Here is a 19,718-nt window from a genome sequence, read left to right as displayed (position 1 = left end):
CAAATCGAAAAAGAAAACGCAACCACCCCAACGAAAAATGAAAGGGGTGTTATTGATTGCTGTGAGCATCATTGTTTTATTGATGATTGTACTGTGGTCGAGTTTATTTAAGTCCTATCCTGTTGAGGGTAAAAAGCAGTTATTGGCAATTAACTCTGGCGATACCTATTCCGGTTTTATTGACCGCTTAGCCAAAGAAGACATGGCTAGTTTTCCTATTATTTTAAAGCTTTACCAAAAAATATTTATTCATGACACCTTGAAAGCCGGTGTTTATGAAGTGCGTGAAGGTATGAGTATTCGCCAAGTTTTGGATATGATTTCCAATGTCGATAATGCCGAGATGAATCGTATATTGGTGATTGAGGGGACGACCTTTAAACAGCTGATCGAGGCGTTGAAAAAGGATGCATTGGTTAAAAAGGAAGTCTCCAATTTACCCATGGATCAGCTTTTAAAAGCATTAGATATTCCGTATACGCATGCTGAAGGGCTTTTTGCTCCCGATACTTACTTCTTCGCCAAAGGTGAGTCAGACAAAAAAATCTTAACGGATTTATACAAACGCCAAATGAAAGCTTTAGATGAAGCGTGGGCAAACCGTGCGGCAAATTTGCCGTATAAAGACAAATACGAAGCCCTGATCATGGCCTCTATCATTGAAAAAGAAACCAATGTTGACCGCGAACTGGAGCAAGTTTCAGGTGTGTTTGCGCGTCGTCTTCAACTCGGCATGCGTTTGCAAACGGATCCGACCGTGATTTATGGCATGGGCGATAAATATACAGGCAATATTACCCGCCAAGACTTGCGTACTCCAACAGCCTATAATACTTATACCATCAATGGTTTACCTCCTACGCCAATTGCTTTACCAAGTAAAAAAGCCATTGAAGCTACCATGCACCCAGATAACAGTAAAAACATCTACTTTGTTGCAACGGGCAATGGTGGACACACATTTAGTGAGACTTTAGAGCAGCACAATCAAGCTGTAAAAGAATATCTCAGCGTTTTAAAAACCAAGAAGGATGAATAGATGTTTATTAGTTTTGAGGGCACAGAAGGTGTCGGTAAAACCACACTGATTCGCAAAATTTATGAGCATCTAGAACAACAAGGTCAGCAGGTTGTTTTAACGCGTGAGCCAGGTGGTACACCAATGGCTGAGCAAATTCGCTCGCTATTATTGTCAGTCAATCATGAAGAGTCGATGTCGAATGATACCGAACTGCTGCTGATGTACGCGGCTCGTGCACAGCACTTACAACAACTGATCGTGCCTGCTTTAACGAAACATAAAACCGTATTGTGTGACCGTTTTACCGATGCCAGCTTTGCTTACCAATGTGCAGGACGTGGTTTAAGCCAGTCGAAGCTGCAACTTCTGAATGAAAACTTTGTCAGCCATATGCCAAATATTACATTTTGGCTCGATGCCCCGATTGAGACAGGCATGTCTCGTGCGCGGGAAAGGGGGGCTTTGGACCGTTTTGAACAAGAAAAAGCCACTTTCTTTGAAAAAGTTAGAGCAGGTTATCAGCAGTTATGGGAACAATATCCTGAGCGGGTTAAACGTTTGGATGCGACCCAGTCACCAGAGCAGGTTTTTGCACAAGCGTTGCAATATTTAAACTAAAAAATAAGCCAGAAATGTTATTTCATGCTGTAGTGAAATGCATTTTTCTTTTATAGTCAGTGACAAAGGACTGAATGTTGAAGGAAAAATGAAAAGTAACTTAACTGAGATTGTGGCTTTTTTAGAAAAGGAATTCCCGCAAAGTTTAGAAAAATGTCGTATCGAATCTGTCACTGAGCGCGCAGCAACAGTCGTGTATCAGGTAGATGAGCGCGATTTGAGACCGGGTGGGACGGTTTCAGGCCCAACCATGATGACTCTTGCAGACTATGCATTGTATATCGCCATTTTAGGGGAAATTGGGCTGGTCGGTTTAACCGTGACCACCAATTTATCGGTCAACTTTCTAAGTAAACCCGCAGCTTCAACAAATATCCGCGGTGAATGTAAGTTAATGAAAGTTGGCAAAGCATTGGTGGTTGGGGATGTGTGGTTGTATTCAGTGGGTAAGGATGAACCCATTGCACATGTGGTAGGAACTTATTCTATTCCACCCAAATCCTAAAAAATGTCTGAATAAAAAAGCCTGACGAATCAGGCTTTTTTTAAATTAGTTATTCACTAAAGGGGTTTCAACTTTAAAATTGAAAGGGGTGAGTACGGTTTTACGCAGTTCATTCGACAGTTCAGGGTAATCTAAAGTGTAGTGTAGACCACGCGATTCTTTACGCTCCATGGCACAGCGCACGATCATTTCAGAGACTAAAACTAAATTGCGCAGTTCAATCAGATTTTTGCTGACTTGGTAATCTTGGTAATACTCGGTAATTTCCCGCTTCAACATTTCAATGCGGTGTAGCGCACGTTCAAGACGTTTCGTAGTACGCACAATGCCGACGTAGTTCCACATGGTTTGACGGAGTTCATCCCAGTTTTGCAAAATCACCACATCTTCATCAGGATTCATCACTTGTGAGTCATCCCAAGATGGGGCAGTAGGAGATTGGTAAGTTATATCAAAACTTTTTTCGATGTGTTCTGCTGCACTCATGCCATACACAAAACACTCTAATAGTGAGTTACTGGCCATACGGTTGGCGCCATGCAAGCCAGTATATGAGGTTTCCCCAATCGCATAGAGGCCTGCAATGTCAGTTTGACTATGTTCATCAACCACCACACCGCCACAGGTATAGTGCGCAGCAGGAACAACAGGAATCATTTCCTTGGTAATGTCGATGCTGAGTTCAAGTAAGCGTGCGTACAGGGTTGGGAAATGTTCTTTAATGAAACTTTCGGGCTTATGGCTAATGTCGAGCCAAACGTGACGAATACCTAAACGTTTAATTTCATAGTCAATCGCTCGCGCCACAATGTCACGTGGAGCAAGTTCTGCACGTTCATCAAAGCGCAACATAAAGCGTTCGCCATCGGGTAAACGTAAATAAGCACCTTCACCACGCATTGCTTCGGTAATGAGGAAAGAGCGTGCTTGCGGGTGGTATAAACAGGTCGGGTGGAATTGGTTAAATTCCATATTGGCCACGCGGCAACCCGCACGAAACGCCATGGCAATACCATCGCCCGTTGCAATGTCTGGGTTCGAGGTATACAGATAGGCTTTCATGGCACCGCCACACGCCAGCGCGGTAAAGGGTGCTAAAAAGGTATGGACTTTTTCAGTCTTTTCATCGAGTGCATAGAGGCCTAATGCACGATTTTGTTCTTCTAAGCCCAGTTTTTGAGAGGTAATTAAATCGATGGCAATGTAATTCTCAAAAATGGTGATGTTATCTTTTTCAATCGCACGTTCCACTAAGGTAGTTGAAATGGCTCGACCTGTAGCATCTGCGGCATGAATAATACGGCGTTGAGAGTGTCCACCTTCACGTGTTAGATGCAACTGTTCTTGATCATCAAGGGTAAACTGCACGCCGTGTTTCAATAGAAAATCAACAGAAGGTTTACCACCTTCAACGGTTTGCTTTACGGCTTCGGTCTCGCACAAGTGAGCGCCCGCAATCATGGTGTCATCAATGTGCTGTTCGATGGAATCCGTTTCATCTAAAACAGCGGCAACGCCACCTTGCGCATAGAAGGTACTTGCATCGGTCAGGTTTGATTTTGCAAGAACAGCAATATTGAAATGTTGAGGCAACGATAAGGCTAAGCTCAGGCCTGCACCGCCACTTCCCACAATAATCACATCAAAATGATGTGTTGTGTTTAAATTAGACATGTCCATCAGCTAATTTGGAAAAAAGTTCGCTAATGACAGCGCTTTTTTCACGAAAAGGCAAGAGTAAAATCTCTACAATTGATGGGAAATATAAATAAAGAACGTATTTTTTAAGCAAATTTTAAGCTCTTGTTTATACAAACATAATAGAACATATTATTACCCAAGATAGACAAAGATTATGCTAAAAACGCTAATACATAAACTGATAACAAGCATATAGGTCAATACTTGATATGAAAAGTCGCGCGATACAAACTGGTTTTTTTGCTGTTGCATGCACAATGGCTACGGTGCAAACACAAGCAGCACCTGTTGATTTCTCAAACTTGGTTGAGCAAGTCAGCCCTGCGGTAGTGAGTGTAAATGTGGTTAAAAAGATGACTCAAGAAGAGTTATTGCAGCAGCAAATACCTGAGATTTTGAAGCGTTTTTTTGGTAATCAAGTCATTATTCCGCAGCAGCAAGCGCCGCAAGAAAAAACGGCTTATGGCAGCGCATTTTTTATTAGTAAAGATGGGTATTTACTGACAAACCACCACGTCGTAGAAGATGCATCGAAAGTCACGATTATGTTTAATGACCGTCGTGAACTGGATGCGACTGTGGTAGGTAGTGATGAACGAACTGATGTGGCCTTGCTTAAGGTGAATGGTACGAATTTTCCATCACTCCGCGCAGGCAATGTTGATCAACTGCGCGTAGGCGAACCTGTGCTTGCGATCGGTTCACCGTTTGGTTTTGATTACTCGGCTTCAGCGGGAATCGTGAGTGCGAAAATGCGTAATATGATGGGGGAGACATCGGTACCCTTCATTCAAACCGATGTGGCTCTCAACCCAGGAAACTCAGGTGGTCCGTTATTTAACCAGCAGGGTGAAGTGGTTGGAGTGAACTCGCGTATCTTCAGTGGTACGGGCGGTTATATGGGGCTGTCTTTCTCGATTCCCATTGATGTCGCAATGGATATTGCTGACCAACTTAAGAAAACAGGTAAAGTTACGCGCTCTTATTTAGGCTTCAATCTACAAGATCTAGATCGAAATTTGGCAGAGTCTTATAATTTGCCAAAACCTGAAGGTTCACTGATTACTAATGTTCAGCCAAATTCACCTGCGCAGAAAGCGGGACTAAAAGCAGGCGATATTATTTTAAAATTCAATGGAACGCCGATTTCACGTACCTCTGAGTTATTGAACTATTTAAATCGTACCATGCCAAATCAAACGGTACAGCTTGAAGTACTGCGTGATGATAAAAAGCGGAATATATCGGCAACATTAACTACTGCACCAGATGATACACCTGCAAAATCAGACACAGTCACACAAAGTAAAGGACCTGTCTTAGGTATTGCTATCCGAAATTTAGCACCTGCTGAATTGTCACAACTCAATGTGAAAGGTGGTGTGTTAATTCAAGAAGTGAAACGTGGCGGCGCAGCAGCACAGTCAGGTATGGCGGCTGGTGATGTGGTCACTCACATTAATAGTAAAGTCGTAAACGACACCAATGATTTTGTCCAAGCGGCATCTGAATTGAAAAAAGGTCAGGTTGCCCGCGTTGGAATCATCCGACAAGGCACACCAGCCATTTTAGGGATGCGCATCCAATAAGCGAAAAAAAACCACTCTTTGGAGTGGTTTTTTATTTTTTGCAATTTGATGATGTCTGTTATTTGCGTACACTTCCATCTTCATAAGGATATTTAGATTCAATAGAGTGTTTATGAGTAGTATTTTTGACTTAAGACTTCAGGTACAAGCAGAACATATCGACCAGTTAGGCCATGTGAATAATGTGGTTTATATGCATTGGATGCAGGATGTCGCAACAGCACATATTGATGCATTGGGTTTAGGCTTAAAAGAATATATCGAGTTAAAACATGCCATGGTCGCGGTTGAGCATCATGTGCAGTACCGAAAAGCTGCATTTAAAGAGGATGAAATAATCTTACGCACATGGTTTGACGATATAAACGCATTATATTCATCACGCCAATATGTGTTTTATAGACCCAAAGACAATAGCATTTTATTTGTTGCTCAAACCAAGTGGGCTTGCGTAGAGATTGAAACAGGACGTGCGAAACGTATGTCACCCAGTTTTACTCAAGCTTACCAACCGCTTGCAAAAGATGTGAATGCCCTAGATTTTTCAATGGATTATTCAAAAAGCCCAGTGAAAAGCGAAAACACGTAAAAAAGCGTCAGAGTTGTGAAAAGGAAGCGTATTAATATGGATACTTTAAAAAAACCATCTGTTATAATCCTTCGCAATTTCTATTCGGCTTTTGTTGTGCATCGAAATTTGTCTGCATAACGCTTCATTTTGTTCAAGGTAGCCCATGGCGCAAGCTAAAAAATCTGTTGATATTAAAAATATCCGTAATTTCAGTATTATTGCTCACATTTATGACTGACATTAAGAAGCTATAAGACACAACTCGACGCATTAAGCCATGAAACTCAATAAAAGCCTTTAATTAGGCTTTTTTTATGCGTCACTATAAGACACAATGAAACACTAATGGAAACTATGAGCCAACCTAAATATGTACACAACCGTGTACATATTTAGCAATATGGCACAAGTTTTGCGGATCTAGTGTGTACATGGTGATATATGGCGATTTCAGAGGCTTGGCTAAAAGCTCAACTTGGTAAAGATAGAGAAAAAATAGAAGAGTTCGCCGATCGCGATGCTATGAGCGTTCGTATTACTCCGAAAGGTAAAATCGTTTTTCAGCTACGCTACAGGTATAACGGCAAGCAGCATCGACTAGATCTTGGCTCATATCCAAATTTAACATTGAAAAATGCACGCTTAGAATCAGATCGTCTTAGAGCAGAACTTGAAAAAGGGCTTGATCCAAAACAGGTAAGATTGAAAGAGAAGGTGAGCATTAGAGATGCATACACACTAGAGACTTTGTTTTATGAATGGTATGAGAAATTCTGTGTACCCAATAAATCTAGTCATAATGAGATAAAGCGCTCTTTTGAGATATACGTGCTTCCAGCTATTGGAAAGCAGAATAGTGATGATATAAGCGCATATCAGTGGCTTTCATTACTGGAGGATGTAGCAAAGAAATCACCTTCTATTTCTGCCCGTCTTTTGATTAATGCAAACCAGTGCCTCAAGTGGGGGCAGAAGCGCGGTTTAATCTCAGTCAATCACCTAATGAATGTTTCAGCCAAACATGACCTGCGTATTGAAAAAGGCGTAAAAGAACGAGCGCTGAGTGACAAGGAAATCTATTTAACTTGGTATGCCCTAAAGCGAACCAAGATGACTTATAAAAATAAGCTGTTTCTAACACTCTTGATTATCTACGGCTGCCGTGTGGGTGAGCTTAAGCTTGCTAAAAAATCTCATTTTGATTTAAAAGAGATGATATGGACTGTTCCTCCTGAAAATCACAAAACAGGGAAGAAGAGTAAAAAGCCGATCTTAAGGCCAATTACGGAAAACATTAAACCTTACTTGCTTGAAGCAATGGAATTCAGCCAAGGTTCTGAGTACTTGTTTACAATTGATGGGACTACAAGGCCGCTAGGTGAGACATCCCATCTCACAATGCCAAACAACATTTTGCAATGGCTTAAGAGGCATAAAGGTGTTGATCTGGAGCACTGGTCTGTACACGATCTTCGTAGAACTATGCGTACCAATATGTCAACAATTGCACAGCCTCACGTATGTGAAATCATGTTGGGGCATGCGCTTCCAAAGATATGGGGTACATACGATAAGCATGATTATCTATCTGAGCAGAAAGAAGCCTACGAGAAGTGGATGGAGAGACTGGAATCAATTTGGAAGAATGAAGCGCTAGATAACTAGCGCTTTTTTTTGTAGTGGCCATGACTCATACCAACCCAAAAGTTTGCCAGAGTCATAGTTATTTCCTGCGCCTCTGCATTCAGAAAAGGGTTTAGGCATTGGGTTTTCATAAAGCTCACCATTCTGCCAACGGTTTAGAGTTCGTGACGACCTACCAAAAATTTCCTCTAAGTCGGGGGTTTTTAGTACTGGGCGTGAACAAAGCGCCTCTTTAATAGTCATTCCTTCAAACTTATTCATAATACCTCCTTCTTAATATCAATTAACTCAAACGGTAATTTGGTATCCAAGCCCTTGCATTCATCCTTATATCCAAAACTTACAAGGATGTGATAAAGGGCAGAGGCTTGCTCCGCCGTGAATGTTTTGGTTGTGCCTGATTGACCTATAACGAGTGGTGCGAATTCTTCGGCAAGGTCTTGGGCGATGTGTTGGAGGTTAGTCATTGGTTGGCTCCTGTGCTTCGATCATAGCTTTGTAATCACGCCAAAATCCCCACTTTTTTAATTTGACCTGATTCTTATATGATTCTTCTGCAATTTCGCTCCAAACAGGATTATTTTCATGTATTGGCTTATCAATGCGATCAATAGCCATTTTTTCAGCAATTTTCTCAGGTAATTCTTTAGCCACAACTACAAACCCTTCAGGCACTGCTTTGGCTTGATTAAACCCATAAAGCGCGCCATTTACCCATGCCGCCAATCCAACAGGCATGCCGTTATTCTTCTCAACATAACAACCTAAGTGCTCGTCAAAGCTAAGATACTCGAGCTTCTCCTCAACATATTTAAGCTTCTCAAATTCAGCTTTTAATTTTTTAATATCCATCACACTCTCCTGAGCAAACATCTGCGCAAAAACCTGATTTATTGTTTAAATTGCGCAAATAATTGCTCGAAATATTTATTTATCGCGTTTTAAGTATTGCGAATTTCCATCACGCCACCTCAATTGCTTTACGCAGGTAAGGATCTAAATCATCTTGACGTAGCAACCAAGTCACATAACTTGGATCAAGGTCTTTAATGGCAGCACCTTTATGCTTTCCAAAAGTTATGTACTTCGGTATACGGGCAGTTTCTGACATGATGTACAGAGAGTTCATGTCTTTAATGCCCAGCTGCTCTACTAATGTTTTTAGAATTACACCAGTGAAATAGATGTCAGCTTTAGCATTGTGGGCATGTCGAAGGTGTTTTCGTGCAAGCTCCAAATCATCCATAACGTGGTAGTACATTGCGCTTAATGTGTGTGGCAATTCAGGCCATACCATGCGACATAAAGCCAACGTGCAAATACCTTTGACAGTGAAGTCTGGCTGGCATTTCTGAATAGCTTTAATGTCATAATCAATATTGTGTCCAATTAGGTATTGGACATCTTGAGGCATCTTGAATGTGTCAAAGCTTGGCTTTTCAGCAATATCAGCTTCAAGAATGTGGTGCGTTGCTAAAGCACCCAGAGCGATAGGCTCAGGGCATGAGAAGTACTCATCAAAAACGTCCCCTTGGTTGATTACCAACACCCCTTGCTCAAAAGAGCAAGGTGCGTAAGCAATCTCAATCGGGTAACCATTCAGGTCGTGAGTTTCAGTGTCTAAAATCAATGCATTCATAGCCAATTAACCTCAGTACGGAAAATCATCTTGCTGGTTGGCACCTAACACTGGTGGCACATCATCGTAATAACCATCAAACCCGCCTTGGTTGTAACCATTGTTCTGGTTAAAACCCTGGTTACTTCCACCATAACCACCACCATTATTTTGTTGGTAGCCACCACCATTGTTGTTTTTAGGCTTACGTGTCGTAATAGGGTTAGACATAAGCGAAGCAAGTGATTTTGGTAGTGCCTCAGGTGTAGTTTTACGTTCAATAATTTCCTTGGCCATCAGCTCACTTTGAGCGTGAAAACAAGAGAAGAAATTCATCTGGTGTTTCCATTCACCGTTGTCATTTTGGTAATTTTCTCGCTGCAGAAGAAAACCAATACGCTGGTTAGCCACTTCAGGGGCTACTACACAATTTTTAGTAATACGCTCTTTAGCGTCAAAGTCATATTTCTCTAAAGGTGCATTTGTTGGTGTTAGACCACGAGCACCAACACAAGCAAGCAGTGCATTAATTTTGTGAACTCCACCCAATGGAGTACCGTCTTTTTTCTCGGTCCAAATAGAAAATGAAGCAGATTCTTTATTGTCTGTTTCAAATTCAATTTCAAAACCAGTTGTACCTGATTTCGCTGTGATAAATTCCATATGCTTAATCACACCAACATATTTACCAGCTTCTTCAATACGTAGACTGCTGTCTGCTTGCTTTGCTGAGTCAGGGTTAAAGCCAAATTGTTTGTATTGCTGATTCATGAAAATTACTCCAAGTTTAAATTTAGGTTATTAAGCAGATTGGTCTTGTGTTTGAATTTGAGGGTTCGGGATGCCATAGAATTCGCAAATCGCCACATCCACATGGTTTAAATCGTTTTCAATATGGTCAGTTTCAAACAAGCCATCAGGGGACTTAACAGTCGAATTGCCATTGTTTTTAGTCTGGAATACGTATTGACCATTAATCACCGCAGTCTGAAGGCAAGTGGTTACCATGCCCTCAAGAGTGATTTTCTCGTCTAGCATCTTCCCAATAGTTTTGATCTTGGTTTTACCTTGAGCGTCTTCTTCGGTATGACTTAAAAGGTATACGCGCTTATGGTCATGGGCATTAATTGCTGCGTTGAACACATCCCATGCATTGCGGCCGATCTCGGTGAACTTATCAAAGCTCTTTTCAGAACTGCGACGCATGAACTCATTCGCCATAACATACTGAAAGTCATCAATAATAATGATTGGGCGCTTAGATCCATTAATTACATTAATGATGAATTGAGGGTTATCAGAGACCAAAATCGAACCCTGTTTATTTTCGGGTGTGATGTATTTCCAATTAGGTGAACGAAACGGTAACGGCTTTTTGATTACTTGAATTAACAGCACATTTCGCGGGTCCAAGTTTCTTAAGCTTGTAGATTTACCAGTACCAGACTGACCAAGGATTAAAGTTGCAATACTCATTATTCATTACTCACTATTCATTATTTAAAGGGGAGGATTGGTTGCTATCGAGCACCAACCCAACCTGCGCGACGCTTGTACTCACGCCGTTCACGAAGTGGAATATGTGTACGTTGTAGGGCGATTGCTAAGTTCTTCTTACGTTGGAATGTGCGTTCACGTTCAAAGTTTTCACGGATCCAAGGCTTGGAAACATGGACCTCAAGAGTGATTAACTGTTCGGTACCATCCTTATTCACTACATAAATATGGCGACCTTTTTCAAAGTAGGTTGAATGGCCTAGACGCATACGAATGTTGCCTTCGTCATCTTGGCTGATGAACTCGGAAAACTTTTGAGTAGAAGTAGTCATTAGCCTGCCTCCACTAAACGATGTTTTTCGATATAGCCTTTGATGAGGGCATTGAAGTTCTGATGATCGATGTGGTTTGTGAAGTCGTTGTATGGATTGCCTAGGGCATCTGAAACGGTCACTTCATCAAGGCTGGTTACGTCTACAGCGGTGAATTCACTACCTGGTACGCCGTAGCTGTCTTCAAATGCTTCAACTTCAAAACGTGCAGTAACGCGGAAACCATCTAAGCGAATAACCGCTTCGCCGTGGTTATCACCAGTCATACGTAATGCAAGAAGCTGATATTCAGAAGGTGCTACATTGGCAACTATTGGTTGAGCAGCCTGTGGTGCAGTTTTAAACCCACAGCTAAGCACGCCTATTGTTACAGCAGCTACACCAAGAGATATCTTGATGGTATTGAAAGGGGATAAGGTTTTGTTCATAATTGATCTCGCAGTTTCTGTAAAAGCACTCAAAGGGTTCGAAGTCTTGAGTGCTTTTTTAATGTCTGTGAGATAAATATAACTATAGTTATTTTTATAGTCAATAGAAAAGCAAGTAAAATATATCTAAAGTTATATAAAATTATAGTTGTAAGAATTTTTATGTTTTAATAGACAAAAGAAAACCCACCGCTGGGGTGGGTTGTTTGGAGTTTTTAATCTTAGCTGCTTAATTTTCTTTGCTTGTCAAAATCTATTCCTAAAAGTTTATTCTTAGATTCGTCACTTAAAAGCTTGATTACCACCTTGTTATCAAACTCTATCTTTTGTTCATCACTTAAATAGCGCTTCATATCTTCGTAGTTATTGATATTTATAGTTGTAACATATTGCTTTTTAGTATTTATAAGTTCGCTAGCAGTGTATTCAAACCATTTAGCTAATTCTCCCGAATCTATATCTGCAAAAAAACGATTATCATGCCAAAGTAAGTTCATATTATGAAATCCATGCATGAAAATTAACCAATCGTATGAGATGATCTTTGCGTTGGCTACACCATCAGAACTATCAGTTTGAAGCTCTACAGCTAGATCATACATAAGCATATTATTTTCACTATCATTTAAAGTGATATAAACGCCAGAACTATATTTAGGGTAAAGCTTTGAAGTTATTTCTTGGAATTTCAAGCTAAGGATCCCTAATGGATCTGACTTCAGATACTCTAAAGCGAGCGAAATCGACTTAATAATTTGTCCTTTAATTGATAAGTTCTGCTGTTTTATATCATCATTAATCGATAAGTATTTTTTTAGATGCTCCAGCTCCTCCTGAAGTGAAGACAATTCTTTCGCAATCGCTATATACTCATCAAGGGCGTGCTTATCCTTTAGGAAGGCTAGCTTTTTATCCCTCTTATGGGAAATAACATTATGTGTATTCTTTAGCTCTTCTATTTCGGCAATAATCCCCAGTTTTTCCTTTTCAAGTTTGGTCTTTCTATTGATGGTTAAATCATCATGAAACTTTTGTACAGTTGAAAAATGGGCAAGGGCTTCAGGTTTAAATAAGTGTTGAAGCCCTGTATATAGATCTAATAAATCTTGATTGCTAATATCTGGTGTTTGTTCAATGCTTTTATTGATGCTAATAATTTTGAAATTTAAAGCGGAAATATTTCTTTGAATACCTCGTGATTGCTCAGTAAGGGATTCAATATCTTTCTCAATTTGATGGTAATCCTCAGCAATAGAGTAGTTTTGTAAATTTTTTTCAAGATTAGGTATTGTTTTTTCTAGAAATTCCTTTCTAGCTGTTGGATTTGCCCCGGTTTTTACAACTTCACTAAGATAAGAATCTTGTTTTAAGAGCTTTTGAGTAGCTGTATTTGCCTTAACCTTTTCTTTTAAATTAAATTTTTCATTAATTAAATTTAAATCTAAGCCTAACAAATAAGCATTGTTAATCAATGATGAGTAATCACTTTCTTTTTCTATAAACAAAGGATTCAAGCAGTCAGATTTTTCAGTTCGTGTAAATCTCTTAAAAAGAGACCTAAATGATAAATATTTATACTCATTCGTTTTTGGAAAAATACCTGATAAATCAAGCCATTCTTGAAGCTTTGTAAGCTTTATATCTTGGTTGTTGAGTCGTATTAATTTTGAGTTACCTGATCGCTCTATAACATGGGCAACCTTATTGACTTCGATTTCTAATTTGAAGATCCAAGTAGGTACTGCATGTGCAAGAGTTTTTGCTAAAGAATTCGTGCTCTTTGCCCCTAAGCAAAAATTGATTAAACGTAGGGATTGAGTTTTACCCACTCCATTAACCGAAGACTCTTTATCGTCACCCTTGGTTCCCAAAATAATTGTTAAGCCTTCTGGATTAAAATTAATCGTTCGAAACTCGGGTTGATTACAAGATAGCTTTATTAGTTTCATTGTTTTACCAAGTGTTTGGTGCATAGCATGCCATGCTCATTCAGGTAAATCTCTTGAATAAACATCAGAATATCTAAAGAAAAAATCAATTGAGTGAAGTCTATTTTAAATAAAGGATTTTTTTCTGCTTCAATTCTAGCCCACAAACCATCAATAGAAATCGGAACATCCAAAAACTGACGAACGTAACCCGCGATTCCAATTAAGGAACCAGAAAATCTGACATGCTTATGTGGCATTAAGGCTGTTTGGATCTTCATAGACATCACATGTTGAAAAAAATTTAGCAATAATAATTTCAGCTATAGAAGTATAGCTTCTTTTTGAAAGTTTATCTTTCTTTGCAAATTTTGGAATTAATGCTTCTCTCAAAGCGAGGTAGATCAAGGAGCTTCTTTCTTCGTCCTCTAAGGGGATTGAAGAGCTTATTTCTTTGTAAATTTTATTTATGCTTAAAGATAAACTTTGAGATAAATCATCACCCTGTACATCTAAAAAATCATTTATTTTATATACTTCTGCGTAGTTAGAGATTAATCGGGCTGCCAAAAGATCTGATAAGTTGTTGAAAGTGATTTTTTCATCAAAATTTGGCGCCTCACCTGTTAGAAAATTAAAAGAGTTGTCAGCATTCTCAATTAGATAATCAATCAATTCCCCTACAAGGGTGGGTTCAAAGTCAGAACTCAAGCTTTCATCAACGCAATACATTCCTAAAACATCTAACTTCATATCCTCCTCTAATTTCATGAATAATTTTTGTAGTTGGAAAGAACAAATAATCCTCCCGTCGGGTATAACCTGCTCTTCAATGAAATTTTGAAAATTACTTTGTAGTGGGGCTGGTATCTGGGTAAATTTATCATTGATAACAAAACTATAACCCTTAACTTCACCCCATTTTTGAATTAACTTTCCATAGTCGGTAACTGCTTTGTTGAACTCAGCTATAGGGTTTGTAGTTGTTGAGGCTAAAGGAGCGTAAATTTGATAATAATGCTTAGTTCTTGGATTACACCCATCATTTCCTCCATCTCCCCAATTCCCATGAGGTTTAATTCCCACAAAATCAGGATCCAAGTTACTCATGATTGTTGAGAAAAAGACTTGGAAGTCCATTCCCGATGTTTGATAAACTTTTAGTTTAAAAAAAAGACGTAATATAGCGATAGAGTTTGACATACGTTTAATTCCAAATTCATTTTAAAAGTTCTATAAGGATTGGTGGTTATATTGAGTAAATTTAAATATGCCAGCACAATTTAGACTAAGCCGCATATAGCGGCTTTTTTATTCATCCAGCCAACAAAAAATGATAGGGGGTTTAGAGGGCAGAATACTTTTCTAAAAACTCATCTATCCATCCTTGTGCCACTTCAAGATTGGTTATGTCCGCCAACTTTAGATTAGTCTCTTCTGCTTCGTTAAAGCCCTCAATAATAGCTTCAAAGATATTTGCTTCACTAATGACCTCACGTGCTATTTCAGCAGCCTCATAGCTTTGTTTAGCTTTTTTAAGCGAGGCTATTTGTTTATCAATTCCTGCACCAATTTTTTCTAATGCCAATTTGAATTCTTGACGATTAATTGTTAGCGCAGTTTTGGATTTATTAAGTGTTGCTATCATTATGCTTTCCTCTTTTAGAATTATCATTGCCTGGGAAAGCGGTCTTACACTAGCCTAGCCCTAGCGTCTAACTCGCTTTACAACCTGTTTCCACCAGTACTGCCCTAATATAGTTATACCTTCTGATTCTATTTTGCTAGGGGAGTAGTATTCGTCAGGAAATTGATTTTTATCAGGGTTTGCTGAGACAGCCTTAAAGCCACCCTTACCTTCATCACTCCAATTAAACAAGTATTTAATTTTTGTATCATCCCCAACCTGAAAAGCATAAATTTCCCCGTCGTAAATGGTTCTAGCAGACATATCAATTGATATGGCCTGTCCATCTTTTAATTTAGGAAACATACTCTCTCCGCGGACATGGATTACCTTGGTTGCGGATGGTTGAACATTACATTCTTTAATTAGATCAACAGGGAAAAGCATCTTATTGTTGCTTGGCTTTTCTAAATTTAAGTAGCCATTGCCAGCACTCACAAATACATCATCATAATAATCAATAGCTACGTATCCATCTGGAACGGGATCGCCAGATTGATAGATACTAACCTCCATCGCAGATATATCGGCATTGCTTTTTTCTGGAGTTGATTCACTACCAGTTGTTAACCATAGAGGGTCAACATTTAAAAAATTAGCAATCAGTGGAAGGAAAGATGATTTCAGATTTCGACCAGATTCTAAGGCCTGATATGCAGGCTGAGACATTTTCACAGCTTCCGCTACTTCTGCTTGGGTTTTCCCCGCACGCTTTCTTGACTGCTTAAGCCTGTCTTTTAATTCCATCTTTCAGAACCTCAAAATCTTAATAACAAATATATAACCTTGGTTATATGAGTTCAAATAGTTATAGTTATTGACTAAAAATAACTATAGTTATAATATTGGTTATATCTAGTGAGGATATAACTATGAGTAACAACACAAATAATATTTTCCAGTTGCTCGTAACCCATTTTGGTGGGCAGGAAAATACAGCAAAAGCCCTTGGGGTCAAACAACCAGCAGTGTCTGGCTGGGTGCGAGGCTCAAAAAGAATGTCTGAGATCGTTGCGATGAGAGCCCAGGCGGCGACAGATGGAAAATTCAAAGCGGTTGAGTTATGTCCATCTCTTAATGATTTCAAGCAATTGGCAATATAACCAATTATCACTTTGTCAAACCTTCAAAGAAACGTGAAACAAATAAAGGATTTCACAAATGCAAGAAATAACACTAAGCCGTGAAGCTCAAACGGCAATTTTTAAAATGATTAACCAGACAAAGGGAATTTCACCAAAGGAAATTGCTCAGGTCACTGGTGATTCGCATAACACGATTTGCAACTACGGCAACGTAGGGATGCCAAACCATTTACCGAGCTTAAAGAAGCTTGAAACCATCATGATGTATACGCAGAACCCTGAAATTTTAAAGGTGTGGGCGCATCAGATGGGCTATGCACTTGTGCCAGTGGATTGTGACTCAAGCAAACATCATGAGCTATCGATCTTTGAAGCAATGATGCAGCACAACATTAAGAGCGGAAAAGCAAACCGCGTTGTGTATGAGGCTTACGAGGATGGGGTGATTACACCAGCGGAATACGAAGAGATCCACCAGATTACCCAGGGCTTGATCGAGTTGATTACCGCCGTGGATCAGGCAGCACTTAAGCAAATGCAGAAGTACACAGCAAATGCACAAAAAGAAAAAGCCTGATCTTGGGGATCAGGCTTTTCAAATATTCAATTCAGAGGGTAAATCTTAATGAATAACACAAATTTAACACAACAAGTCATTGAAGACAATGCGGACTTCTTAATCGGCGATGCTGTTGTACTTAATGAAGTCATAGGCAACTTCGATGAAATATATAACGTCGTGGAAGTCTATGAAAACACCGTGGATGTATATATCGGTATTGGCATCTTAACCCTAAACAAAAAGTTTGTTCGTAGTGCTTCAACTATTGAGCTCAATGCCAAACGCCGTCTCACCAAGGCCGAACAAGCCTTAGCGGAGGTTCCATGATTACCAATAAGGCCGTTCAAAAGAAGCCTGAGCATAAGCAGATGATGCAGCTTCAATCATGGTACGAGCCAGCGCTTCGTACATTAGATGGATTGCTGGAGATCCGCATGGCAAATCTTCGCAAGATCAAGGGAGATGAAAAGAATGCTGCCGTCACCCGTGACGAGTTTATGGAAACGCTGATCAATGAACATCATGTTTCAGTTTGGTATGCAGGTGAAATTATTTCAAGCCTACATCGAGCAGGTCATATTTTTATGTTTGGCCGCTTTATTAAAAATATCGAAAAAGGGGGTGCTCAGTGAGATATTCAGCTAAACGTGGGCAGAAAGATGTTCAAGCTCCTGCACCTATCGAGGTGATGATCCCTTTGCTTGATCCAGTGAAGATATACACACCTAAAGAACTTGCCGCAATGCCTTTATCAGTCATGAACCAAGCTATTGAGGCGCAGGAAGCTTATTTCATTCTTGAGCGTACAACCCAAATGGGGGGGCAAGCCATAGCGATACGTCGCCAAATGCAAGAAGGTACCCAACTTATCCAGGTGAAAGAAAAGTCACGCACCAGGTACAAGATCAACAATCAATTTGTCGAACCTCGAATTATTCGTCAGTTGGAAAAACGTGGCTTAGTCAAATTGGAGTGTGCTAAATGAGTTTATTCAGCACTGGCCATGATGTCGTGGATCAGGTTGGTAGTGTTCACCTTGAGGGTAACATCTTACCAACCAGTTGGTTTAGTACCTTCGTTTTAGAGAGTGGAAAACCCGATTTAAACGCTATCGTTGTGCTTTCAGAAATCGTTTATTGGCATCGACCTACAGTGGTGCGTGATGAATATTCTGGCCAAGTTGTGCGCGTTAAAAAGAAGTTTAAATCTGATCTTTTGCAGCGTTCTTACCAGAGTTTTTCTGATCAATATGGCTTCTCAAAACAGCAAGTCAAAGAGGCATTTGATCGTCTCGAGAAATATGGGGTGCTAAAACGTCACTTCCGAACAATTGAAGCTAACAATCAGAAATACAACAATGTTTTGTTTATTGAGCTCATTACACCTGTGCTTTTTGAAATGACCACCCTCCCACTTTCAAAAGGGGGAGGCTCCCCATTTGAAAAGGCAGACCCTCCCCATTTCAAAAAGGGGACAAATACAGAGATTACTACAGAGATTACTACAGATATAAACACACAACAGGAATTGCCTGAAAATTCAGCTCAGGATGATTCATGGAAACCTGATCAAAATTTCCTAAGCACAATTTTGCTTCAAACGAAATTCAGCCATCGCGTAAATGAAATTTTAACCATGCCTGATTTCCAGTTTCACTTGGGTAGTTTCAATGCGCACTGGGAAAACAAAATCCATCTCACCGAAAACCAAAAAACGAGAAAGTTCGCAGCTTGGTTGGTGCAGGAGTTTGAGAAACAAGTGACCAAGGCAGAACGCGAAGGAAGAAAACCAACACGCAAACAATCTTCTGAAAAACCAAACAACTGCAATGTGAACGATCCTTGGGGTGAAGTTCAGAACTATGAACCAGCAACAGGTGATGTGGATACAAGAGGGCTCCTATGAACGCAATCGCACCGCTTAGTTTTGATATTCAGCAATCAACAGAATTTTGCCAGTTGCACCAGGCACAAATGGTTTCTTTCCGTGGTAAATCGTTCTGCAAGCAATGCTCAACAGAAGCGCTTAACAAAGCTCAAGCAGAACATCACAACGCCGTGATTGCGATGGTTCGTGAAAAACACTTTCAAGGCGCAAAACTTCCAACCCGTCATGCGAACAGTGGGTTCAGAGAATACTTGGTCGCGAATAGCGGTCAGCAAAATGCAAAAACTCAATGCGTCACGTTTGTGAAAGATTTCACGAAGGGGATCAAGCGCAATTTGATCATGATTGGTCGCACCGGTACTGGGAAAACACACTTAGCTTGCGCCGTGGCTCGAAACATTCTTGAGACCCAAAAGTATGCCCGCTATGTGACTTCTGAAGACATGGCGAATGAAATTGCGAATGCATGGACCAAAGCTGATGACAGTGAGGTAAACGCTGTTCATCGCTTCACTGAATACGATTTATTAATTCTTGATGAATATGGATTGCATGACCGTCATGAAAACCGTCTCCAGCTGGTGCACAAAGTTCTCTACTCACGATATGACGCTGGCAAACCAACCATGTTGATTTCAAACATGACAGCACATGAACTGGAACAAGACCTTGGAGATCGTCTCTGGTCTCGTTTTCAGCATGATGGGTTGGATGTGGTTGAGTGTAATTGGGCGGATGAACGTGTTGGGGGTGAAGTGTGAAGCAGCAGAACTTCAGCACAAAACAAGCCGTGAAACAGGGCGAACGCATGGTGCTGGTTTTAAAGAAAATCATTCAGAAGTCTGGACGAACCAGTTTGAAAGAAGTTACCGAATGGATGGAAATATCACCACGTAATGCCAATGTTTTTGTAAATCAGCTTTTAGCAGAAGGGTATTTGGAGACAAACAGCAAGAGCCCTATGAGCCTTAAGGCTACAGAAAAGGCTAAACAGTTATTTGAGGTAAAGGGGTGACAAGCAGCTACTCCATTGCTGAATACAAAA

28 protein-coding genes and 1 pseudogene are annotated in these 19,718 nt (G+C 40.1%); 15 read left to right on the top strand and 14 right to left on the bottom strand.

Translation table 11 applies throughout. From position 1 onward, the window contains the following. The first annotated feature begins 37 nt into the window (after positions 1-37). The 3 genes from mltG to ACFN7Z_RS10620 all read left to right on the top strand — a co-directional run bounded on the left by mltG (position 38) and on the right by ACFN7Z_RS10620 (position 2,144). Positions 38-1,039: an endolytic transglycosylase MltG gene (mltG, locus tag ACFN7Z_RS10630; RefSeq protein WP_371746436.1), complete on the top strand. Its 1,002-nt coding sequence runs from the start codon at positions 38-40 to the stop codon at positions 1,037-1,039. Then, positions 1,040-1,639 carry a dTMP kinase gene (gene tmk / locus ACFN7Z_RS10625; RefSeq protein ID WP_010326436.1) on the top strand — a complete coding sequence of 200 codons (600 nt, stop codon included), beginning with the start codon at positions 1,040-1,042 and terminating at the stop codon, positions 1,637-1,639. Between the two features lie 88 nt (positions 1,640-1,727). Continuing rightward, positions 1,728-2,144 carry a PaaI family thioesterase gene (locus ACFN7Z_RS10620; RefSeq protein WP_010326437.1) on the top strand — a complete coding sequence of 139 codons (417 nt, stop codon included), beginning with the start codon at positions 1,728-1,730 and terminating at the stop codon, positions 2,142-2,144. Positions 2,145-2,189: 45 nt separating this feature from the next. Here ACFN7Z_RS10620 and nadB read toward each other — a convergent pair whose 3' ends face one another. Next, entirely contained in the window at positions 2,190-3,824 is a 1,635-nt protein-coding gene (gene nadB / locus ACFN7Z_RS10615) for an L-aspartate oxidase (protein ID WP_035330439.1), read from the bottom strand. Between the two features lie 230 nt (positions 3,825-4,054). On the opposite strand from nadB, the gene ACFN7Z_RS10610 reads away from it, so the two are divergent. The 4 genes and pseudogenes from ACFN7Z_RS10610 (at position 4,055) to ACFN7Z_RS10595 (ending at position 7,670) form a co-directional block, all read left to right on the top strand. Continuing rightward, positions 4,055-5,434: a Do family serine endopeptidase gene (locus tag ACFN7Z_RS10610; protein ID WP_010326439.1), complete on the top strand. Its 1,380-nt coding sequence runs from the start codon at positions 4,055-4,057 to the stop codon at positions 5,432-5,434. Positions 5,435-5,546: 112 nt separating this feature from the next. Next, positions 5,547-6,023, top strand: coding sequence for a thioesterase family protein (locus tag ACFN7Z_RS10605; RefSeq protein WP_010326440.1), 477 nt, complete (start codon positions 5,547-5,549; stop codon positions 6,021-6,023). 145 nt (positions 6,024-6,168) lie between these two features. Beyond that, positions 6,169-6,234, top strand: a pseudogene (locus ACFN7Z_RS10600) (hypothetical protein); the annotation flags it as partial. 212 nt (positions 6,235-6,446) lie between these two features. Further along, positions 6,447-7,670, top strand: coding sequence for a tyrosine-type recombinase/integrase (locus tag ACFN7Z_RS10595; protein WP_395441742.1), 1,224 nt, complete (start codon positions 6,447-6,449; stop codon positions 7,668-7,670). Here ACFN7Z_RS10595 and ACFN7Z_RS10590 read toward each other — a convergent pair. From ACFN7Z_RS10590 to ACFN7Z_RS10530, 13 genes are all read right to left on the bottom strand, one after another. Then, a complete protein-coding gene (locus ACFN7Z_RS10590) occupies positions 7,659-7,910 on the bottom strand; it encodes a hypothetical protein (RefSeq protein WP_004693796.1) in 252 nt (83 codons plus the stop codon). The two genes, ACFN7Z_RS10595 and ACFN7Z_RS10590, sit on opposite strands and share 12 nt — an antisense overlap. Continuing rightward, the gene (locus tag ACFN7Z_RS10585) at positions 7,907-8,116 is read right to left on the bottom strand and encodes a hypothetical protein (RefSeq protein ID WP_004693794.1); all 210 of its coding nucleotides are present in this window, start codon (positions 8,114-8,116) and stop codon (positions 7,907-7,909) included. The genes ACFN7Z_RS10590 and ACFN7Z_RS10585 overlap by 4 nt, the downstream gene beginning before the upstream one ends. Beyond that, on the bottom strand, positions 8,109-8,501 hold the full coding sequence (locus ACFN7Z_RS10580; RefSeq protein WP_159151760.1) for a hypothetical protein: 393 nt from the start codon (positions 8,499-8,501) through the stop codon (positions 8,109-8,111). The genes ACFN7Z_RS10585 and ACFN7Z_RS10580 overlap by 8 nt, the downstream gene beginning before the upstream one ends. Before the next feature lie 109 nt (positions 8,502-8,610). Further along, positions 8,611-9,288 carry a 3'-5' exonuclease gene (locus ACFN7Z_RS10575; RefSeq protein ID WP_159151759.1) on the bottom strand — a complete coding sequence of 226 codons (678 nt, stop codon included), beginning with the start codon at positions 9,286-9,288 and terminating at the stop codon, positions 8,611-8,613. 12 nt (positions 9,289-9,300) lie between these two features. Continuing rightward, positions 9,301-10,038 carry a hypothetical protein gene (locus tag ACFN7Z_RS10570; protein WP_130234750.1) on the bottom strand — a complete coding sequence of 246 codons (738 nt, stop codon included), beginning with the start codon at positions 10,036-10,038 and terminating at the stop codon, positions 9,301-9,303. A 30-nt stretch (positions 10,039-10,068) separates the two neighbouring features. Further along, the gene (locus tag ACFN7Z_RS10565) at positions 10,069-10,743 is read right to left on the bottom strand and encodes a hypothetical protein (RefSeq protein ID WP_058869364.1); all 675 of its coding nucleotides are present in this window, start codon (positions 10,741-10,743) and stop codon (positions 10,069-10,071) included. 44 nt (positions 10,744-10,787) lie between these two features. Next, a complete protein-coding gene (locus ACFN7Z_RS10560) occupies positions 10,788-11,096 on the bottom strand; it encodes a hypothetical protein (RefSeq protein ID WP_159151758.1) in 309 nt (102 codons plus the stop codon). Further along, positions 11,096-11,524, bottom strand: coding sequence for a hypothetical protein (locus ACFN7Z_RS10555; RefSeq protein WP_159151757.1), 429 nt, complete (start codon positions 11,522-11,524; stop codon positions 11,096-11,098). Before ACFN7Z_RS10555 ends, ACFN7Z_RS10560 begins: the two co-directional genes overlap by 1 nt. A 221-nt stretch (positions 11,525-11,745) precedes the next feature. After that, a complete protein-coding gene (locus ACFN7Z_RS10550) occupies positions 11,746-13,497 on the bottom strand; it encodes a DUF2326 domain-containing protein (RefSeq protein WP_228275921.1) in 1,752 nt (583 codons plus the stop codon). After that, positions 13,470-13,733, bottom strand: coding sequence for an ABC-three component system middle component 6 (locus tag ACFN7Z_RS10545; protein WP_228275920.1), 264 nt, complete (start codon positions 13,731-13,733; stop codon positions 13,470-13,472). Before ACFN7Z_RS10545 ends, ACFN7Z_RS10550 begins: the two co-directional genes overlap by 28 nt. After that, positions 13,702-14,655, bottom strand: coding sequence for an ABC-three component system protein (locus tag ACFN7Z_RS10540; protein WP_228275919.1), 954 nt, complete (start codon positions 14,653-14,655; stop codon positions 13,702-13,704). The genes ACFN7Z_RS10545 and ACFN7Z_RS10540 overlap by 32 nt, the downstream gene beginning before the upstream one ends. A 142-nt stretch (positions 14,656-14,797) precedes the next feature. Beyond that, positions 14,798-15,100 carry a hypothetical protein gene (locus ACFN7Z_RS10535; protein ID WP_159151755.1) on the bottom strand — a complete coding sequence of 101 codons (303 nt, stop codon included), beginning with the start codon at positions 15,098-15,100 and terminating at the stop codon, positions 14,798-14,800. A 60-nt stretch (positions 15,101-15,160) separates the two neighbouring features. After that, positions 15,161-15,886 (bottom strand): S24 family peptidase, encoded by a 726-nt coding sequence (locus tag ACFN7Z_RS10530; RefSeq protein ID WP_004980515.1) that lies wholly within the window; start codon positions 15,884-15,886, stop codon positions 15,161-15,163. 125 nt (positions 15,887-16,011) lie between these two features. Between ACFN7Z_RS10530 and ACFN7Z_RS10525 the strand changes: the two genes are divergently transcribed. Genes ACFN7Z_RS10525 through ACFN7Z_RS10490 form a run of 8 tightly spaced genes read left to right on the top strand, consistent with a single transcriptional unit; the run spans position 16,012 to position 19,688 of the window. Continuing rightward, on the top strand, positions 16,012-16,242 hold the full coding sequence (locus ACFN7Z_RS10525) for a Cro/CI family transcriptional regulator (RefSeq protein WP_004980513.1): 231 nt from the start codon (positions 16,012-16,014) through the stop codon (positions 16,240-16,242). Between the two features lie 58 nt (positions 16,243-16,300). Next, entirely contained in the window at positions 16,301-16,801 is a 501-nt protein-coding gene (locus ACFN7Z_RS10520; RefSeq protein ID WP_159151754.1) for a phage regulatory CII family protein, read from the top strand. A 48-nt stretch (positions 16,802-16,849) separates the two neighbouring features. Then, a complete protein-coding gene (locus ACFN7Z_RS10515; RefSeq protein WP_159151753.1) occupies positions 16,850-17,113 on the top strand; it encodes a hypothetical protein in 264 nt (87 codons plus the stop codon). After that, a complete protein-coding gene (locus ACFN7Z_RS10510; RefSeq protein ID WP_159151752.1) occupies positions 17,110-17,418 on the top strand; it encodes a hypothetical protein in 309 nt (102 codons plus the stop codon). The genes ACFN7Z_RS10515 and ACFN7Z_RS10510 overlap by 4 nt, the downstream gene beginning before the upstream one ends. Next, positions 17,415-17,771, top strand: coding sequence for a hypothetical protein (locus tag ACFN7Z_RS10505; RefSeq protein WP_395441736.1), 357 nt, complete (start codon positions 17,415-17,417; stop codon positions 17,769-17,771). The genes ACFN7Z_RS10510 and ACFN7Z_RS10505 overlap by 4 nt, the downstream gene beginning before the upstream one ends. Continuing rightward, positions 17,768-18,691, top strand: coding sequence for a hypothetical protein (locus ACFN7Z_RS10500; protein ID WP_395441734.1), 924 nt, complete (start codon positions 17,768-17,770; stop codon positions 18,689-18,691). Before ACFN7Z_RS10505 ends, ACFN7Z_RS10500 begins: the two co-directional genes overlap by 4 nt. After that, positions 18,688-19,434: an ATP-binding protein gene (locus ACFN7Z_RS10495; RefSeq protein ID WP_159151749.1), complete on the top strand. Its 747-nt coding sequence runs from the start codon at positions 18,688-18,690 to the stop codon at positions 19,432-19,434. Before ACFN7Z_RS10500 ends, ACFN7Z_RS10495 begins: the two co-directional genes overlap by 4 nt. Beyond that, the gene (locus ACFN7Z_RS10490; protein WP_148826320.1) at positions 19,431-19,688 is read left to right on the top strand and encodes a hypothetical protein; all 258 of its coding nucleotides are present in this window, start codon (positions 19,431-19,433) and stop codon (positions 19,686-19,688) included. Before ACFN7Z_RS10495 ends, ACFN7Z_RS10490 begins: the two co-directional genes overlap by 4 nt. The last annotated feature ends 30 nt before the right edge of the window (positions 19,689-19,718 follow it).

The organism is Acinetobacter sp. P1332, assembly GCF_044057475.1.
Classification (GTDB): domain Bacteria; phylum Pseudomonadota; class Gammaproteobacteria; order Pseudomonadales; family Moraxellaceae; genus Acinetobacter; species Acinetobacter johnsonii.
This window is presented reverse-complemented; position numbering and strand designations above follow the sequence as displayed.

What these genes read in the sequence shown, in the direction of transcription:
- mltG (WP_371746436.1), top strand. Translation starts at nt 38, where the DNA reads ATGAAAGGGGTGTTATTGATTGCTGTGAGCATCATTGTTTTATTGATG.
- tmk (WP_010326436.1), top strand. Translation starts at nt 1,040, where the DNA reads ATGTTTATTAGTTTTGAGGGCACAGAAGGTGTCGGTAAAACCACACTG.
- ACFN7Z_RS10620 (WP_010326437.1), top strand. Translation starts at nt 1,728, where the DNA reads ATGAAAAGTAACTTAACTGAGATTGTGGCTTTTTTAGAAAAGGAATTC.
- nadB (WP_035330439.1), bottom strand. Translation starts at nt 3,824, where the DNA reads ATGGACATGTCTAATTTAAACACAACACATCATTTTGATGTGATTATT.
- ACFN7Z_RS10610 (WP_010326439.1), top strand. Translation starts at nt 4,055, where the DNA reads ATGAAAAGTCGCGCGATACAAACTGGTTTTTTTGCTGTTGCATGCACA.
- ACFN7Z_RS10605 (WP_010326440.1), top strand. Translation starts at nt 5,547, where the DNA reads ATGAGTAGTATTTTTGACTTAAGACTTCAGGTACAAGCAGAACATATC.
- ACFN7Z_RS10595 (WP_395441742.1), top strand. Translation starts at nt 6,447, where the DNA reads ATGGCGATTTCAGAGGCTTGGCTAAAAGCTCAACTTGGTAAAGATAGA.
- ACFN7Z_RS10590 (WP_004693796.1), bottom strand. Translation starts at nt 7,910, where the DNA reads ATGAATAAGTTTGAAGGAATGACTATTAAAGAGGCGCTTTGTTCACGC.
- ACFN7Z_RS10585 (WP_004693794.1), bottom strand. Translation starts at nt 8,116, where the DNA reads ATGACTAACCTCCAACACATCGCCCAAGACCTTGCCGAAGAATTCGCA.
- ACFN7Z_RS10580 (WP_159151760.1), bottom strand. Translation starts at nt 8,501, where the DNA reads ATGGATATTAAAAAATTAAAAGCTGAATTTGAGAAGCTTAAATATGTT.
- ACFN7Z_RS10575 (WP_159151759.1), bottom strand. Translation starts at nt 9,288, where the DNA reads ATGAATGCATTGATTTTAGACACTGAAACTCACGACCTGAATGGTTAC.
- ACFN7Z_RS10570 (WP_130234750.1), bottom strand. Translation starts at nt 10,038, where the DNA reads ATGAATCAGCAATACAAACAATTTGGCTTTAACCCTGACTCAGCAAAG.
- ACFN7Z_RS10565 (WP_058869364.1), bottom strand. Translation starts at nt 10,743, where the DNA reads ATGAGTATTGCAACTTTAATCCTTGGTCAGTCTGGTACTGGTAAATCT.
- ACFN7Z_RS10560 (WP_159151758.1), bottom strand. Translation starts at nt 11,096, where the DNA reads ATGACTACTTCTACTCAAAAGTTTTCCGAGTTCATCAGCCAAGATGAC.
- ACFN7Z_RS10555 (WP_159151757.1), bottom strand. Translation starts at nt 11,524, where the DNA reads ATGAACAAAACCTTATCCCCTTTCAATACCATCAAGATATCTCTTGGT.
- ACFN7Z_RS10550 (WP_228275921.1), bottom strand. Translation starts at nt 13,497, where the DNA reads ATGCACCAAACACTTGGTAAAACAATGAAACTAATAAAGCTATCTTGT.
- ACFN7Z_RS10545 (WP_228275920.1), bottom strand. Translation starts at nt 13,733, where the DNA reads ATGAAGATCCAAACAGCCTTAATGCCACATAAGCATGTCAGATTTTCT.
- ACFN7Z_RS10540 (WP_228275919.1), bottom strand. Translation starts at nt 14,655, where the DNA reads ATGTCAAACTCTATCGCTATATTACGTCTTTTTTTTAAACTAAAAGTT.
- ACFN7Z_RS10535 (WP_159151755.1), bottom strand. Translation starts at nt 15,100, where the DNA reads ATGATAGCAACACTTAATAAATCCAAAACTGCGCTAACAATTAATCGT.
- ACFN7Z_RS10530 (WP_004980515.1), bottom strand. Translation starts at nt 15,886, where the DNA reads ATGGAATTAAAAGACAGGCTTAAGCAGTCAAGAAAGCGTGCGGGGAAA.
- ACFN7Z_RS10525 (WP_004980513.1), top strand. Translation starts at nt 16,012, where the DNA reads ATGAGTAACAACACAAATAATATTTTCCAGTTGCTCGTAACCCATTTT.
- ACFN7Z_RS10520 (WP_159151754.1), top strand. Translation starts at nt 16,301, where the DNA reads ATGCAAGAAATAACACTAAGCCGTGAAGCTCAAACGGCAATTTTTAAA.
- ACFN7Z_RS10515 (WP_159151753.1), top strand. Translation starts at nt 16,850, where the DNA reads ATGAATAACACAAATTTAACACAACAAGTCATTGAAGACAATGCGGAC.
- ACFN7Z_RS10510 (WP_159151752.1), top strand. Translation starts at nt 17,110, where the DNA reads ATGATTACCAATAAGGCCGTTCAAAAGAAGCCTGAGCATAAGCAGATG.
- ACFN7Z_RS10500 (WP_395441734.1), top strand. Translation starts at nt 17,768, where the DNA reads ATGAGTTTATTCAGCACTGGCCATGATGTCGTGGATCAGGTTGGTAGT.
- ACFN7Z_RS10495 (WP_159151749.1), top strand. Translation starts at nt 18,688, where the DNA reads ATGAACGCAATCGCACCGCTTAGTTTTGATATTCAGCAATCAACAGAA.